General features: G+C 45.0%; 12 protein-coding genes. 6 read left to right on the top strand and 6 right to left on the bottom strand.

Going from position 1 to position 12,898, the window contains the following annotated elements:
• Positions 1-42: 42 nt before the first annotated feature.
• From tssC to FTU54_RS02275, 3 genes are read right to left on the bottom strand one after another with little or no spacing between them, the layout of a single operon-like run.
• Positions 43-1,524, bottom strand: a complete 1,482-nt coding sequence (tssC, locus tag FTU54_RS02285) for a type VI secretion system contractile sheath large subunit (RefSeq protein ID WP_168399659.1) — start codon at positions 1,522-1,524, stop codon at positions 43-45.
• A complete protein-coding gene (tssB, locus tag FTU54_RS02280) occupies positions 1,517-2,020 on the bottom strand; it encodes a type VI secretion system contractile sheath small subunit (protein WP_045795670.1) in 504 nt (167 codons plus the stop codon). The genes tssC and tssB overlap by 8 nt, the downstream gene beginning before the upstream one ends.
• A gap of 20 nt (positions 2,021-2,040) precedes the next feature.
• Positions 2,041-2,679 (bottom strand): hypothetical protein, encoded by a 639-nt coding sequence (locus tag FTU54_RS02275; RefSeq protein WP_168399658.1) that lies wholly within the window; start codon positions 2,677-2,679, stop codon positions 2,041-2,043.
• A 390-nt stretch (positions 2,680-3,069) separates the two neighbouring features.
• On the opposite strand from FTU54_RS02275, the gene tssH reads away from it, so the two are divergent.
• Genes tssH through FTU54_RS02245 form a run of 6 tightly spaced genes read left to right on the top strand, consistent with a single transcriptional unit; the run spans position 3,070 to position 10,684 of the window.
• A complete protein-coding gene (gene tssH, locus FTU54_RS02270) occupies positions 3,070-5,748 on the top strand; it encodes a type VI secretion system ATPase TssH (RefSeq protein ID WP_180061539.1) in 2,679 nt (892 codons plus the stop codon).
• Between the two features lie 19 nt (positions 5,749-5,767).
• Positions 5,768-6,883 carry a type VI secretion system protein TssA gene (tssA, locus tag FTU54_RS02265; protein ID WP_180074361.1) on the top strand — a complete coding sequence of 372 codons (1,116 nt, stop codon included), beginning with the start codon at positions 5,768-5,770 and terminating at the stop codon, positions 6,881-6,883.
• Between the two features lie 5 nt (positions 6,884-6,888).
• On the top strand, positions 6,889-8,253 hold the full coding sequence (tssK, locus tag FTU54_RS02260; protein WP_005177795.1) for a type VI secretion system baseplate subunit TssK: 1,365 nt from the start codon (positions 6,889-6,891) through the stop codon (positions 8,251-8,253).
• Between the two features lie 12 nt (positions 8,254-8,265).
• Positions 8,266-9,072, top strand: coding sequence for a type IVB secretion system protein IcmH/DotU (gene icmH, locus FTU54_RS02255; protein ID WP_075167754.1), 807 nt, complete (start codon positions 8,266-8,268; stop codon positions 9,070-9,072).
• A gap of 14 nt (positions 9,073-9,086) precedes the next feature.
• Positions 9,087-9,725, top strand: coding sequence for a hypothetical protein (locus FTU54_RS02250; RefSeq protein ID WP_160243212.1), 639 nt, complete (start codon positions 9,087-9,089; stop codon positions 9,723-9,725).
• Positions 9,722-10,684, top strand: coding sequence for a M15 family metallopeptidase (locus tag FTU54_RS02245; RefSeq protein ID WP_075175228.1), 963 nt, complete (start codon positions 9,722-9,724; stop codon positions 10,682-10,684). The genes FTU54_RS02250 and FTU54_RS02245 overlap by 4 nt, the downstream gene beginning before the upstream one ends.
• Positions 10,685-10,697: 13 nt before the next feature.
• Here FTU54_RS02245 and FTU54_RS02240 read toward each other — a convergent pair whose 3' ends face one another.
• The 3 genes from FTU54_RS02240 to FTU54_RS02230 form a co-directional block, all read right to left on the bottom strand.
• The gene (locus FTU54_RS02240; protein ID WP_168399303.1) at positions 10,698-11,462 is read right to left on the bottom strand and encodes an alpha/beta fold hydrolase; all 765 of its coding nucleotides are present in this window, start codon (positions 11,460-11,462) and stop codon (positions 10,698-10,700) included.
• Between the two features lie 141 nt (positions 11,463-11,603).
• Complete coding sequence (locus FTU54_RS02235) at positions 11,604-12,479, bottom strand: MBL fold metallo-hydrolase (RefSeq protein WP_005177784.1); 876 nt, start codon at positions 12,477-12,479, stop codon at positions 11,604-11,606.
• Positions 12,476-12,898 carry a DUF6691 family protein gene (locus FTU54_RS02230; protein WP_180074359.1) on the bottom strand — a complete coding sequence of 141 codons (423 nt, stop codon included), beginning with the start codon at positions 12,896-12,898 and terminating at the stop codon, positions 12,476-12,478. The genes FTU54_RS02235 and FTU54_RS02230 overlap by 4 nt, the downstream gene beginning before the upstream one ends.

The following is a 12,898-nucleotide window of genomic DNA, read 5'->3' as shown; positions in this document are numbered from 1 at the left end:
TATAAATTTTCCTGTTTTAGTTAAAAGTTATTATAAGTTGCCTCAATTTGAGGACTGAGGTAACTCAGTAACAAGTCGCAAAGAAACCGACAACTCGTCCAACTGGAAATGCGGTCTTAAGAAAACCACAGACTTGTAGTGTCCCGGCTGAGCAGGATTTTCTACAACCTTTACCGATGCTTCACGAAGCGGATATTGTGCTTTCGCTTCCTGAGAGGCACCGTCGTCAAGCAAGACGTATTGCGATAACCAGTCATTTAAAAAGGCTTCAACATTGCCAGCAGAGGCAAAGCTGCCGACCTTGTCGCGCATCATGGCTTTTAAATAATGGGCAATACGCGAAACCGCCATAATATATTGAATCTGGCTAGATAAGGCCGAGTTGGCATTGGCGCTATCGCTGTCGTATTTCTTCGGTTTTTGTGCAGATTGCGCACCAAAGAACGCCGCGTAGTCAGTATTTTTACAATGTACCAGTGGAATGAAGCCTAAATCGCTTAATTCTTTTTCACGACGGTCAGTAATGGCAATTTCAGTTGGACACTTGAAGACCACTTCGCCATCGCTGGTTTTAAAGGTATGGACCGGCAGGCCTTCGACCAGACCACCACCTTCAACGCCACGAATTGCCGCACACCAGCCATGCATATCAAAGGCATTGGTTAAACGGGTACCAAAGGCATACGCCGCATTCATCCATAAATATTCATCATGGTTTTGGCCCGACACTGCTTCAATAAAGTTAAAGCCTTCAGTGGCTGCACCATCTTTCGGATGGAACGGTAAACGGCCCAATACACGCGGCATGGTCAATGCGACATAACGTGAATCTTCGCTGTCACGAAATGAACGCCACTGTACATATTCTGCAGTTTCGAAAATCTTGGATACATCACGTGGACGGTCAATATCGGTAAACGATTCCAGCCCCAGAATGCTCGGACTTGCCGCAGAAATAAATGGTGCATGCGATGCCGCAGCCACGTGCGAAATCTGCTCCAGCAGATACATATCTGAAGGCGTACGGTCAAACTCGAAGTCACCAATTAAAGTCGCATACGGTGCACCACCAAATGAACCATACTCTTCTTCATAGATTTTCTTGAACAAGGTACTCTGATCAAAATCAGTCGCGCCCTGGAAATCTTTGACCAGTTCTTTTTTGGTCGTATTCAGCATGCGGATTTTAATCAGCGGATTTGACGGTGTTTCCTGACAGAAATAATATAAACCGCGCCAGGTCGATTCAATTTTCTGGAACTGCTCATGATGCATGATTTTGCTGAGCTGGGCAGAAATCAGCGCATCAATTTCAGCGATACGTTTGTCAATCGACAAAGTCATGTTTTCAGAAACAGTAATTGTCCCGGCCATGACTTCTTTGGCCAGTTCACCAATCAGGCTTTTGGCACGGTCATGTTCTTCTTCATTGCGGGCAATCCGGCTTTGCTCGACAATCGAGTCCAGCAAAGTCAGTTCTTCTGCAGTCTGGGTTTGCGCCTGAACGGCCTGAGCATTAGTCATGATCTGCCTCCGCACTTAATTTACGAATCTGGTCAGTATTTTTTAATACTTCATCCAGCAGATCTTCCAGACGTTCGCTATTGGAAATCTTGTTACGCAAATCGGTTAAACGCTCACGTGCTTCGACCAGTTTACGCAGCGGATCAACCTGTTGCACCACGCTTTCCGGACGGAAATCTTCCATGGAAGTGAAGGTCAGATCCACCGACATGCGACCGCCCTCTTCGGTTAAGGTGTTTTCCACATCAAATGCTGCGCGTGGCGCCAAAGATTCCATCACTTCATCAATGTTATCCAGGTCAACATTAATGAATTTTTTATCTTTTAATTTGGTCTTTTCCAGTTCAGAAGCAGCAGAGAAATCCCCCAATACCCCCACCACAAAAGGCAATTCTTTCACTTCTTTACCATCACCCACTTCAACATCATAAGTCAGTTGAACACGTGGAGGACGAATGCGCTGAAGTTTCTTTTGTACACTTTCACGTTTAGCCATAATACAGTGATCCTGTTTTATTATTTTCGTAGCGATTCAAATGGATTATTTGAAGCCGCTGGTTTTGCTGCCGGAGCAGTTGTTCTTGTTGCAGTTGCTGCCTTGGTCGATGCGGTACGTGGGGTTTTGGCACGACTTGCATTACTGCTAGCTTTACGCGCGGCAGCACGTTGGGCTGCAGCTTTTTTGGCAAGCGATGCATTGGTAATGGCCTTGGCAGAACTGGTATCCGGAGCAGGCACTGAAGCGCGGATAGTATCCGATAATTCCTTGGCCGCTGGATAGGTCACTTCGTCAGATAAAAAGCGCATTTGCTCGGTACGCATATAATTTAAGGCATTTTTGGCAATCGAAACGCCTGCTAAAAAGTGCGCATCGGTCAGGTCAGGATGGCGTACGCCCTGGTTTTCCAGCTGTTCTACCAGCTGCAGGGTCTTCATATTTTTACCAAGTTCCTGAAAACGTTTTGCGGCTTGAACTTGCAGTTCTTGTTTCACCTCTTGATTTTTTTTATTTTCTTTGGCACACACTTGCTGATAAATCCCCAACAATGCCTGATCAGTTTCTCCCTTAACCAGCGGATAATCCTTGATACAGCCTCGTTTTAGCTCAATCTGCTCATCTGCATAAGCAATTGGGGTGGCACAAAGTGTCGCCATTAGGGGAAAAAGAAGAATACTTTTTTTCAAAACGAGCCTCTAATTTCTAAATTCATTTATAGTGAATGGGTGTATTTGAAAACTGAACACGAACAATTTTTATCAAAAAAAAACATCGCGCAAATTTAACAAAAAATAAACTTCTGGCGTCAAGACAAATTCTGCCAACTATCGACAATAATTGTCATATTTTTGTTTCCGGTAAAATTATTTTTGTCTTATTTGTTTTCATTTTTGAAAAAATTTTAGGTAGAATACTACAACCCTAATATTTATATCAATTCAAATTATTGATATGTAAGTAAAATTTATTTTATTTACTGAAAACGATGTTCAGCCCATGGTCGCTACTTTAACCCATTTGGACTGGAATTATAACTAGAGTGTGTTATGAATAATTTAAAAATTTTGATTAATAAACTATCAAGTCATGCCAGAACAGCCTTAGAAAAGTCTGCCAATGCCTGTATTAATCAGCAGAACTACGAAATTGAAATAGAACACTTTTTCCTAGAATTATTAACCCAAGACCATAAAAATGACCTGAGTCTCCTTCTCGATAAATATAAAATTTTAAAAGATGATCTCATTCATGATTTAAAAGAAAGTGTCAGTCACCTGCCAAAGGGTAATTCTCGTACACCTATCTTTGCAAAATCTATCATTCGTCTGTTAGAGCAAGCCTGGTTATTAGCCTCGGCCGAGCAAAATCCGCAAATTCGTAGCGGTCACTTACTGGTTGCTTTGCTAACCGCACCTGATCTTTATCAGATTGCAGTGCGTGCTTCGAGCCTGTTTGACCTGTTCCCAATTGACACCATGAAGCACAAATTCTTAGATGTATGTGTCAAAAGTGTCGAAAATGAAAACGCTACTGTCCCGGAAACGGCTGAAACTGAAAGCGTCACAGCTATCGAGCCTGCACCAAACAGCAAAAAAACACCTGCGCTGGATCAATACACCATTAACCTGACTGAAAAAGCCAGAACGGGCGCAATTGATCCGGTGATTGGCCGTGAATTTGAAATCCGTCTGATGCTGGACATTTTAATGCGTCGCCGTCAGAACAATCCGATTTTAACGGGTGAACCGGGTGTCGGAAAAACTGCGGTGGTAGAAGGTTTGGCACTTAAAATTGCCAATAACCAGGTACCCGATGCGCTGAAAAACGTGCATTTGCATGTGCTGGATATGGGCCTGTTACAGGCTGGTGCCAGTGTTAAAGGTGAATTTGAAAACCGCTTAAAACAGGTGATTCAGGAAGTTCAGGCTTCGACTCATCCGATTATCCTGTTTATTGATGAAGCGCATACCTTAATTGGTGCTGGTGGACAGGCCGGTCAAAATGATGCCGCCAACCTGCTAAAACCGGCACTGGCTCGTGGTGAGTTACGTACCATCGCGGCCACCACTTGGGCCGAATATAAACAGTATTTTGAAAAAGATGCCGCGCTCAGCCGCCGTTTCCAGGTGGTTAAAGTTGAAGAACCGACTGAAGAAGTGGCCATTGATATGCTGCGCGCCATGATTCCGGTGATGGCCAATCACTTTAAACTGAATATTGATGATGAAGCGATTGTCACGGCTGTGCATGCCTCACATCGTTATATCAGTGGTCGCCAGCTTCCGGATAAAGCGATTAGTGTATTAGATACCGCCGCTGCACGTGTAGCGCTGACCCAAAATGCCCAGCCGGTGAAACTCGATCAGTTACAGGCGCAGCTGCACAATTTAACACTTGAACGCGAAATTGTTGAAAAAGAACATGCACACTTCCCGATTCATCATGAACGTTTAGACGGTTTAAATCAGAAAATTACTGCTCTTGAGCAGGAAATTGCCGATACACAACAGCAATGGCAACAAGAACTGGAACTGGTTCAGCAGATTCAGACGCTAGAACAGCAGACCGAAGCCGATGAAAACAGCCAGACCCAGATGCAGCAGTTACGCAGCCAGTTGCAGCAACTGCAAGGTCAACATCCGCTGGTATTTGAACGCGTCAATGCCCAGATTATTAATGAAATTATCTCGGACTGGACCGGTATTCCTGTCGGAAAAATGATTAATGATGAAATCAAGCAGGTTCTGACCTTAGAAGATAAACTTTCTGAGCGTGTTATGGGGCAAGACTATGCCCTGCATCAACTGGTGCAAGGTATTAAAACCTCAAAAGCCAAGTTGGAAGATCCAAACAAACCGCAAGGCGTGTTCCTGCTGGTCGGCCCAAGTGGGGTTGGTAAAACTGAAACTGCCCTGGCCTTGGCCAATGAGTTATACGGTGGTGAATCGCATCTGATTACCATCAACATGTCGGAATATCAGGAAGCGCATACGGTTTCATCTTTAAAAGGTGCGCCGCCGGGTTATGTGGGTTATGGTCAAGGCGGTGTGCTGACGGAAGCCGTACGTCGTAATCCGTATAGCGTGGTCCTGCTCGATGAAATTGAAAAAGCGCATAGTGATGTGCAGGAACTGTTCTATCAGGTGTTTGATAAAGGCATGCTCGAAGATGGTGAAGGTCGCCTGATTGACTTTAAAAATACCACCATCCTGCTGACCTCTAACGCCGGTTCCGGCGCCATCATGCAAAGTTGCCTGCCGCTGCCGGTAGATGAATGGCCAAGCGCAGAACAGCTGATTGAAAAGCTGAAACCAAGTTTGTACAAGCAGTTCAAACCGGCCTTTTTAGGACGTATGCGGATTGTGCCGTATTACCCATTGCATGATGATTTACTGGTGCAAATTATCCAGCACAAACTCGGTAAAATTACCGCGCGTCTGGAACAGCAGTACCAGACCAAAGTCAGCTATTCCGACGATTTAATCGAATTACTGCTGAGTCGCTGTACCGAAGTCGATAGTGGTGCACGTAATGTCGACAATATTCTGAATTCTTCGGTGCTTCCGGCCTTGGCGACAGAAATCCTGATGGCACTGGCCGAGCAAAAAATTCCGCAACTGATTCATATTGATGTCAAAGACGATGAAATCATCTATCAGCTCGATCCGGAACAAAAAACGGCCAAAAAACGAAGCAGTAAAAAAGCAAAGATGACTGAAGCGTAATCAAGGATTCAGAACAGCAATGAACCTCAACCTCGATGTATTGTTACACCCCATTTCTGCCGAACAGCCTTGTGGAGAAGACTATTCTTTTTCCAATGAGTTTCATGCCATTAAAAAGGCCAAAACTCAGGATGATCCGCTTCTCGATCAGGGCGATTGGGTCTCCGAACCCAAACAGGCCGACTGGGGTTTTGTACATAGCAAATCGACTGAATTACTGGAAAGTAAAACCAAGGATATCCGTTTATATGGCTGGCTGCTGGAAGCATGGAGCAATTTGTATGGCTTTGAGGGCATTGCTCAGGCTATTCAACTCAGCCATCGAAGCTTGAATGAATACTGGTTGCAGCTGCATCCGGAAATTGAAGATGATGATCTGGATCAGCGTATTGGTTTATTGCAAGGTTTGATCAACCAGATTCCGGTGCTGATTAAAACCGTGCCGATTGTGACTGCACCGCACCTGAACCTGCGTGATTATGACAATTTTCTGTATCAGGACAATTTGCGTCGCAAGCAAAGTGAAGATTCATCTGATCAAGCAGCCACGCCACAGCTGGAGCAGTTTGATCAGGCGCTGTTGAATACCTCGAAGTCGCTGCAATACCAGAATTACCAGCACTTTCTGGACATTTTGCAGCAGTGGTCAAGTTTAAAAGAAGTACTGGATCAATTAATGGGCCTGGATGCACCAAGTTTTGCCGCCATTGACTCACAGCTCGATTCGATTCATTCCACGCTTAAAAAATTATATAAAACAGATGCCTTTGCCGCGCAGACTCTGGTTGAAGCACCTGAACAGAATAACATTGTGACTGCTGATGCCATTAATACTACAGCAGCCCCTGCCATAGCAATGCCCATCATGAATTCACCGACCGGTTTTCAACCGCAACCTCAAAACCATCTGGCCAACCGTGAACAGGCCATGCAGGTTTTACAGGAAATTGCCGATTATTTTCAGGCCAATGAACCGCATAGCCCGGTCAGCTACATGCTGCAAAAAACTATTAAATGGAGTCAGATGCCGCTGCATGAATGGCTGACTCAGGTAATTAAAAATGACAACCCGCTTGAAAATATTCAGGAATTACTGGGTGTGCAAAGCTCTAATGAAACAAATAGTGATTGGTAAGTGCCATGTTTAAAGCAGATAAAATTCTTTGGGGCGAAGGCTTGTTTTTACGCCCGCAACATTTTCAGTTGCAAGACAGCTATCATGAACAGCGCCTGAACCATACTGTTCGTTCCACCATTCCATTTGCTTATGGTGTGCAATCTATAAAGTTTGATGAAGCTCAGCTAAATACCCATGTGCTGGCTTTAGAAAGTATTGAAATGCTGTGGCAAGATGGAGAAATCTATCAGGCGCCAGCACGTGATTTACTACCTGAACCGGTACAGCTGGATGACCTGAATCTGCGTGGTGAAATGCTGGTTTATTTAGCGCTACCGATTGTACAGCCAAATAAAAATAATGTGGTGTTTGAATCTGGCGCTCAACCGGGCCGTTACCATTCACATCTCACTCAAACCCATGATTTATTCACCGACGCTACTCCGGCAGATATTACCCTGCTGAAACGCCGTGCCGAGTTTAAACTGCTGGATGCCCAGTTTGAACCAAATCATGAAATGGATGGCTTTATCTATTTGCCGGTGGCCAAAATCAAACGTCACAGTTCCGGCCATTTCGAGTTTGAGCGCAAATTTATTCCACCAATTTTACATATTGAATCGAGCGACAGCCTGCTGCAAGGCCTGCGCCGTACCTTGAATGTGATTAAAGCCAAAATCAAAACCATTCAAACCAATAACCGGGAAAATGAACAGAAACTGATTGAGTTCCGTTCTGGCGATATTGTTTCGTTCTGGCTGGTGAATGCCTTAAATACTGCACATGCGACTTTAAGTCATGTTCTGCAATATCCCCAGATTCATCCGGAACGTCTATTTTTTGAATTATTACGTTTAACCGGTTCTTTGCTGACCTTCTCGACGGCCTATGAAGTCGATCAGTTGCCGCGTTATAAGCATCATCAGCTACAGGACAGTTTTGAACAGCTGGATGTCATCCTCAGAGAATTGCTGGATACCATTATTTCCAGCCGTTATATCAGCATCGCCCTGAAAGAAATCCGTCCGTCTTATTGGGTCGGCAGTCTGGAATCCGACAAAATTACTCGCGATACCCGTCTGTATATTGCCGTGTCCAGCTCGATGATGCAGGCGCATGAACTGATCCAGATTGTGCCGCTGCGTTTTAAAGTCGGTAATACGGTTGATGTTGAACAGCGTGTGATGGCCGCCTTACCGGCTATTCCAATTCATCACCTGATGCAGGTGCCGACTGCCATTCCGGTACGTTCCGGAGTGAGTTATTTTGAAATTGAGCCGAATAATGACCTGTATCAACGTATGCTCGACTCGGAATCGATCTGTATTTATGTACCGGCTGGCTTCCAGGATCTTTCTATTGAACTTATTGCTGTCATGAACGGTTAAGGACATTTTTTCATGAATACTCCACATCATGCACCTTCCTTATTTGATGATGGTCAGATTGGTACTGGTCTGACCCCGCCACAGGTCAACCCGAAAATCAGCAATAGTTCTAATCTGGTCGATTTACTTCATGACGGCTTCTATATTGTGTTCCTGATCAAGAACCAGTATGTGCCAGGCAATGTTGAAGCATTCCGCGAAAAAATCATGGATATGCTGAACCGCTTTGAAACCCAAGCAAAAAAATTGCAGTTTTCAGCCGATGATATTCACGATGCTAAATATGCGTATTGTGCCTTGCTGGATGAAACCATTGTGACCCAGCAGGACCCGAAATTTTTTGATTTGCAGAATCACTGGCTGATTAATCCCCTACAACTCAATCTGTTCGGTTCGCAGCTGGCCGGCTATCGCTTTTTTGAAATGCTGGAACAGCTCAGAAGTCGCGGCAAAGAACGTCTGGCGGCTTTAGAGGTTTATCATTACTGCATGCTGCTGGGCTTTCAGGGCAAATATCGTATTGAGTCGATGGAAGCGCTGAACCATATAGTGGCGCGTGTCGGCGATGAAATTGATTATCTGAAAGGCAAGAAAACCGCGTTTTCCCCTTTTGCTGCCTTACCGGATCAAATCAAACATATTATTCACCGTGAATTACCTTTTTTCTGGATTTTGCTGTTTTTAGCCCTTTTTGCCTTATTGTCCTTTGCTGGCCTGCGTTACATGCTATCCAACCAGAACAGTAGCGCAATGAGCCAATATCAAAACGTGATTACTGCACCCACGGAACAGGCGCATATCACCATTCATTTACCATAAAATTTAGATAAAACATGGCAAACGAAAAACAAACTTCATTACGGATTTTACAAAGTAACAAGCCAAAATCGCCGTCGCCACTTTTATATAGTCTGGGCGGTTTTGTGGCGGGGGTCGTGGTCACCGGTTTAGCCGGTTATGCCTATTTTTATGCAGGCCAGCCATCGACAACACTAGCAGAGTCCACTCAGGCAATGGCCGCGCCAGCGGCTACTCCATCGGAACTGCCGGCAGAACTGGAAGAATTAAAAAACCAGATGACCGATCACTCTGGCAGTTTTGACGAGCTCGAAGATGTGCAGGCTGAACATCCGGTTGAGTTTCAGCAACCCAATGATGGTGATTTAAGTAAAATCTTTGCCCATCAACCAGCAAAAGTTGCTGCCCAGCCTGCGCCAAATCAAGCGCGTGTAGCTCCGAACTTCCCGCAAGACATAGCCAGTGCTCCTGCGGCGACAGCAAAACAGCCGCCTGCACAAAAACCAGCACCAGCCAAAGCTGTTCCTGCTAAACCGGCTGCACCGGTCGTGGTGCCAATGGCCGCGGTAGAACCGGAAGAAACACCACAGGCCAGTGTCCAGATTTCGGTCACCCGTAAACCGGTGGAAAAAGTTGAAACTGTAAGCGTACAGGACACTGCTGTTCATCCATGATTGCGGTTATTTTTATTGCCTTTGTAGTTGTGGCCTGTAGCCTGGCACTATTGCTGTCTTATGAACTGCGCGCCAAGGTGTTATCCGGTTTTCAGGCACTTATTCCTAACAGTAAAAAACAGTTGAGCTCGGTGAAAAGTCTGGCTCAACAGTTTAATCATGCGGCTGCAGCAGAACAAACCCAAACTCATTGGCATATCCAGCAATGGTGGATTCTGATTGCCGGATTTTTTCTGTTTTCCAGCATCATTCTGTTTGCCTTTACCCGCCCGATTAGCGCCACCAAAATTGAAGCCGACTATTTAAGGGAAGTCGATCCTCAAGTTTATGCCCTGCTTGAAGGTGAAATGCTGTCGCCACCACCTGAAGTAGAAGAAGCACTGGTTGAAGCCGCCGTGGTTGAGGCCATGCAACTGGAAAATCAGTGGGCGGCTGTGCCGGCAGATCAGCATAGTTATGATCCAGCGGTGGAAGATTTACATGCTCATTCTCATGTCAATCCATCAATTGTGAGCGCTGACCGAAAGTGGCATAAGATGAATCCGCGTTATAAACAGCGCCTGCTGATGGTGTTTAAAATCATGAAAGAACGCCACGGCTATGAGCTGGTGCTATTGGAGGGTTATCGTAGTCCGGAGCGACAAAACTCGCTGTCCAAAAATAAAAACACCACCCGTGCCCGTGGTTATCAAAGCTATCATCAATTTGGTTTAGCCGCCGATGTGGCCTTTAAACGCAATGGCAAAGTGGTGATTTCCGAGCGTGACCCGTGGGCAATGCGCGGTTATGAACTGTATGGCGAAGTGGCGGAGTCGGTTGGTCTGACCTGGGGTGGCCGCTGGAAATCCATTAAAGATTATGGTCATACCGAATACCGGATGCCAGGCTTAAAGAAAACCCGGGAAATGGCGGAAAAGCTGACCTCGGAAGGTCAGCTGATGGCCAATGCACTTGATTAAAACAATACCGGGCTTATGCAGATAAAAACTGCTGGATTTTATCAACCACTTCAGCAGTTTTCTCTGCATGCAGCCAATGCCCCGCATTTTCAACAGTTTCAATATTGGCCTGACTAAACTGCTGTTCAATGGCAGCATAGTGTTCCGGTTTAGATAAATACGGAGAGGCGCCGCCACGAATAAATAAACTTGGTGCATCCACCTTGACTGACTGCCAAGATAAAATTTTCGGATAAGATGCATAAAGTGCATCAACATTAAATAACCACTGCCCTTTACTAAACGATTTCATCAGAAACTGAATCACTGCATCTTCACGCAAATGCTGCTGCATAATCTGGGTGGCATCCTGGCGTGATTCCACTTGTGCTTTTTTGACAGCAAATAGCGCATCAAACACCTGATCATGATGATTTTCCTGATAGGCAAATGGTGTCATGTCCAGCACCACCAGTTTTTCCACTCGCTCTGGTGCAAGGTCAGCCAGTTGCATGGCAATTTTTCCACCCATGGAATGGCCAATCACGATAAATTTTTGTACCTGAATCGCATCCAAGGTTTCCAGTACATCTTGCGCCATCTCGGTATAGCTCATGCTCTGGCGATGTTCCGATTTTCCGTGGTTACGTACATCAATCTGGATGACTGGATAATGCTCCTGTAACGCACGTGCCAACATACCCAAATTACTCAGGCTGCCAAATAAACCATGAATAAGAACAACCGGAATGTCGGTGCTTGATAGATGTTGTTGTGAAGTCTGGAAATTGAGCAGCATTTTTGATTCCTTGTATGCATCGGTTTTGGCTTTCTCGATATTATAGGATAAGTGTTTTATTAAAATTGTATTTTTGCTTAGGCTATTTTGTATCAGGCCAAAAATATCGGCCAGTTGCACGAAAGCATTGGCCGATCCAGTTTATTTGTTGAAATAATTGAGTGGCAGTTTCAGATAGCGCGTGCCATTGGCTTCCGGTTCAGGGAAATGTCCGGCCACCATATTGATCTGAATGGCAGGCAGAATCAGTTTTGGCATCGATAAACCGGCATCACGGCGATTACGCATTTCTACAAACTCAGCTTTTTGCGTGCCATCGTGAATATGGATATTCTCGGCTTTTTGCTGCTGGATACTGGTTTCGTGTATAAAGACCTCACGCCCTTCAGGCAGATAGTCATGACATAAAAATACCCGTGTCTGTGCTGGCAACTTATACAGTTTTTGCACAGAATCAAACAGTTGCTCTGCACTACCCTTCGGGAAATCGCAGCGTGCAGTACCATAATCCGGCATAAACAAGGTATCGCCGACAAAGACTGCATCACCAATCACATAGCTTAAACAGGCCGGTGTATGCCCTGGTGTTGGAATATTGTAGGCCGTTAATTCACCAATACTGAATTGCTCATGATCATCAAACAGATAATCAAAGGCTTGATGCGCATTCAAATATTTCAAATCCAGATTATAAATACGGCCAAACGTATCCTGCACCACAATAATCTTGTTGCTGATGGCAATTTTTCCACCCAGCTTTTCTTTTAAATACTGGGCTGCGGTCAGATGATCTGCATGCACATGGGTTTCTAAAATCCACTCAACGCTTAGGCTATTTTGCTGAATATAGCTAATGATTGCGTCTGCACCTTCAGTCGAGGTAGATGCTGAAGCCGCATCATAATTCAAGACACTATCAATAATTGCACATTGCTGCGTGGCTGGATCGGTCACTACATAGCTGAATGTATTGGTCTCTTTGTCAAAAAAATGTTGTACAACTGGCGTAGCGGTCATGATTTTTTCCCTAAAAGTCGATGATGGAGATACATGCCATACATCATCGCAGCAATAAAGTACAGCGCCTGATAATAGCCCAAACCAATTAACGTAAAGCTAGGTGCAGGACAAATGCCGGCAATTCCCCAGCCAATCCCAAACAAAGCGCTGCCGATAATCAGTTTAGAATCTAGCTGATTTTGCCGAGGTAACTCAATGGCCTCATGATACACCGTCTTAGGTTCTGCCTGACGAACTGCCTTTTGAAACGGAATAAAAGCCACGGCGATGGCACCCATCATCACAAAAGCCAGACTGGCATCCCAATCGCCGAAAATATCCAGAAAACCAAGTACTTTTTCAGGATTGGACATACCCGAAATCATCAGGCCCAATGCAAATAATCCGCCAAATAGAAACGCCCAGATATTTTTCAT

Source organism: Acinetobacter sp. YH12116 (assembly GCF_013418895.1).
Classification (GTDB): Bacteria; Pseudomonadota; Gammaproteobacteria; order Pseudomonadales; family Moraxellaceae; genus Acinetobacter; species Acinetobacter indicus.
This window is presented reverse-complemented; position numbering and strand designations above follow the sequence as displayed.

Bases quoted from the DNA above. Each gene is read 5' to 3' on its own strand.
- tssH (WP_180061539.1), top strand. From the start codon at position 3,070: ATGAATAATTTAAAAATTTTGATTAATAAACTATCAAGTCATGCCAGA.
- tssC (WP_168399659.1), bottom strand. From the start codon at position 1,524: ATGACTAATGCTCAGGCCGTTCAGGCGCAAACCCAGACTGCAGAAGAA.
- tssK (WP_005177795.1), top strand. From the start codon at position 6,889: ATGTTTAAAGCAGATAAAATTCTTTGGGGCGAAGGCTTGTTTTTACGC.
- icmH (WP_075167754.1), top strand. From the start codon at position 8,266: ATGAATACTCCACATCATGCACCTTCCTTATTTGATGATGGTCAGATT.
- tssB (WP_045795670.1), bottom strand. From the start codon at position 2,020: ATGGCTAAACGTGAAAGTGTACAAAAGAAACTTCAGCGCATTCGTCCT.
- FTU54_RS02275 (WP_168399658.1), bottom strand. From the start codon at position 2,679: ATGGCGACACTTTGTGCCACCCCAATTGCTTATGCAGATGAGCAGATT.
- FTU54_RS02235 (WP_005177784.1), bottom strand. From the start codon at position 12,479: ATGACCGCTACGCCAGTTGTACAACATTTTTTTGACAAAGAGACCAAT.
- FTU54_RS02245 (WP_075175228.1), top strand. From the start codon at position 9,722: ATGATTGCGGTTATTTTTATTGCCTTTGTAGTTGTGGCCTGTAGCCTG.
- FTU54_RS02230 (WP_180074359.1), bottom strand. From the start codon at position 12,898: ATGAAAAATATCTGGGCGTTTCTATTTGGCGGATTATTTGCATTGGGC.
- FTU54_RS02240 (WP_168399303.1), bottom strand. From the start codon at position 11,462: ATGCTGCTCAATTTCCAGACTTCACAACAACATCTATCAAGCACCGAC.
- tssA (WP_180074361.1), top strand. From the start codon at position 5,768: ATGAACCTCAACCTCGATGTATTGTTACACCCCATTTCTGCCGAACAG.
- FTU54_RS02250 (WP_160243212.1), top strand. From the start codon at position 9,087: ATGGCAAACGAAAAACAAACTTCATTACGGATTTTACAAAGTAACAAG.